Below are 2884 nucleotides of genomic sequence, written 5' to 3'. Positions count from 1 at the left end.
CGGCTTCGACCGGATCGGCGAAGATTTCATCAGCCACGTGTCGGAAGCCAACCTTTATGCCAAGCCGGAGGGCTGGAGCGACGGCGACTACTGCGACTATCTGGTGCGGGAATTCGAAGCACGGATTCAACAGCTTGGCCCCGATAGCGTGGCCGCCTTCATCGCCGAGCCGATCATGGGTGCCGGCGGCGTGCTGGTGGCGCCAGAGGGCTATCACAAGCGCATGTATGAGGTCTGCAAGGCGCACGGCATGCTCTATATCGCTGATGAGGTGGTGACCGGCTTTGGCCGCCTGGGCGAATGGTTCGCCTCAGAAACGCTGTACGGCTATGCCCCGGACATCTTGGTTTGCGCCAAGGGGCTGACCTCCGGCTATATCCCACTGGGGGCGACGCTGATCTCGGATGAAATCTACGGCACTATCGCCAGGCCGCAGTGCGACGGCGGCGTTTTCTCGATGGGGCTCACCTATTTCGGGCATCCCGTGGCCTGCGCCGCGGCGCTGAAGAACATCGAGATCATCGAGCGCGAAGGTATGCTCGATCATGTGCGCACGGTTGGCCCCTATTTTCAGGAAAGCGCCCAATCCCTGCTCAACCTGCCAATCGTAGGTGATGTGCGCGGCAGCCATCTGATGCTGGGCATTGATCTGGTTGCTGACAAGGCCAGCAAGGCGCCGATAGAGCTGACCGAGCAGGCCGCTGCCAAGGTGTTCAAGGGCTGTGTGGAGCGCGGCGTCATCGTACGCCCGGTGGGCGACCGGATTGTCCTGTCGCCTCCGCTGATCATCAGCAAGGACCAATGCAATGAGCTGATCGGCGCCGTTGCCGGTTCGATCCGCGACTTCATCGCCAGTCAGGAGTGAACTCATGCAGCAGATAACGCTTGCGGCAACCCAGATGGCCTGCAGTTGGGACATCGACGAGAACATCGCCAAGGCCGAAGCATTGGTGACCGGCGCCGCCGGGGCCGGCGCCCAGGTCATTTTGCTGCAGGAGCTGTTCGAAACCCCGTATTTCTGCCTGGAGCAATCGATAGACCACCTGCGGCTCGCCCGGCCGCTGGAGCAAAGCAAAGTGGTGTCGCATTTTGCATCGCTGGCCCGGAAGCTCGGCGTGGCGCTGCCTATCTCCTACTACGAGGAGACGGGGCTGGCGCGCTACAATTCGCTGGCCATCGCCGATGCCGACGGCACCATCCTGGCCAATTACCGCAAAACCCATATCCCGCAGGCGCCGGGGTACGAGGAGAAGTTCTATTTCTCGCCGGGCGACAGCGGGTTTCAGGTGGTGGAGACCCGGTTTGGCCGGATCGGCTGCGGCATCTGCTGGGACCAGTGGTTCCCGGAAACCGCCCGCTGCCTGGCGCTGCAGGGGGCTGAGGTTCTGCTGTTCCCGACCGCCATCGGCACCGAACCGAAGAACCCGGAGCTGGACAGCAGCGGCCACTGGCGGCGCACCATGCAGGGACATGCGGCTGCAAATTTGGTTCCAGTGGTTGCCTCCAACCGCGTGGGAACGGAACAGGACGGCAATACGGCCGGCGTCTTCTACGGCACTTCATTCATTGCAGGCTATACCGGGGAGATCCTGGCAGACGCTAGCCGCACGGAAGAAACCTTCATTACGGCAGATGTCGATCTGGACGCCGCCGCGCGCTACCGCAGCGCCTGGGGCGTGTTCCGGGACCGCAGGCCGCATATGTACGGGGCGCTGCGCACCTTGGACGGCAAAACAGGGACATAGAGATGACAAATTTTCTGACGATCCGGGCAATTGAACAAAGCGACCGCGAAAGCTGGGACCGGCTGTGGACCGGCTATCTCACCTTTTACAAGGCCGCGCTGCCGGCGCGCGTCTATGACAGCAGCTTTGTCAGGCTGCTGTCGGCGGATGCGCGGGAGTACCGTGGCCTGATTGCGGAGCTGAACGGCGAAGCCATCGGGATCGCACATTATCTGCTGCACCGCGACATGTGGTCGGTCGAAGATACCTGCTACCTGCAGGACTTGTTTGTCGATCCGCAGGCGCGTGGAGCCGGCGCCGGGCGGGCTTTGATCGAGGAAGTGGCGCGGCGTGCGGAGGCCGAAGGTGCCTCTCTTCTCTACTGGCACACACAGGAGTTCAACTGCACGGCACGCAAGCTCTACGACCAGGTTGCCACGCTCACGCCGTTTGTGAAGTACGACAAACCCCTCTCCCTCAACTGAAAAGGGGCCAAGCAATTGGCCCCTTCTTTTTGTACTCAGACCGCGGGCACCTGCTGGGTGATGCAATGCACCCCGCCGCCGCCGCCGCCGATCATGCGGCCGGACACGCCCACGACCTGCCGCCCCGGAAATGCCTCGCGCAGGATGGCGAGCGGTTGATCATCCTCTGCCTTCCGGCCGGAAACGGGAACGATGACAGCGCCGTTGCAGACGTAGAAGTTCATGTGAACCACGTCATAGCTGGTCAGCGGGATCTCAATAATCTCAAAGCGCCGCCCGCGGGCGTCCGTTTCCTGTTGCAGGATGCGTTTGGCGTCCTGGGTGATCCGGTAATTCGGGTCAGCGCGGTCATCGGTCGTGTGCAGCAGCACCACCCCCGGCGCGGCAAAGGCTGCCATGCCGTCCACATGCCCGTCGGTGATTGGATCCGGGGTGAGGCCGCGGGGCAGCCAGATCACCTTCTGCACACCCAGACCGGCCTTCAGTTCTGCCTCCACCTGGGCCTTGCTCCAGCCCGGATTGCGGTTCTTGTGCAGCAGGCATTCCTCGGTGATCAGCAGTGTGCCCTGCCCGTCCACCGCCACGGCGCCGCCCTCCAGCACCAGATCCGAAGTGTACATCGGCAGGCCCAGATGCGCTGCGAATCGGCCCTTGGCGAGCGTGTCGTGCTTGTAG

At 62.7% G+C, this 2884-nt stretch carries 4 protein-coding genes; 3 read left to right on the top strand and 1 reads right to left on the bottom strand.

Annotation, left to right across the window (positions count from 1 at the left end):
* The 3 genes from A2I95_RS29595 to A2I95_RS29585 all read left to right on the top strand — a co-directional run.
* Positions 1-865, top strand: an 865-nt coding sequence (locus A2I95_RS29595) for an aminotransferase class III-fold pyridoxal phosphate-dependent enzyme (protein WP_291735632.1), incomplete at its 5' end; no start/stop codon positions are given.
* 4 nt (positions 866-869) lie between these two features.
* The gene (gene aguB / locus A2I95_RS29590) at positions 870-1745 is read left to right on the top strand and encodes an N-carbamoylputrescine amidase (protein WP_291735630.1); all 876 of its coding nucleotides are present in this window, start codon (positions 870-872) and stop codon (positions 1743-1745) included.
* Between the two features lie 2 nt (positions 1746-1747).
* Complete coding sequence (locus A2I95_RS29585) at positions 1748-2209, top strand: GNAT family N-acetyltransferase (protein WP_291735628.1); 462 nt, start codon at positions 1748-1750, stop codon at positions 2207-2209.
* A 35-nt stretch (positions 2210-2244) separates the two neighbouring features.
* On the opposite strand, the gene A2I95_RS29580 is transcribed toward A2I95_RS29585, so the two are convergent.
* Positions 2245-2884 (bottom strand): agmatine/peptidylarginine deiminase (locus tag A2I95_RS29580; RefSeq protein WP_291735626.1); only part of this gene is annotated, 640 nt, incomplete at its 5' end.

It is taken from the genome of Leisingera sp. F5, assembly GCF_001593695.1.
This window is presented reverse-complemented; position numbering and strand designations above follow the sequence as displayed.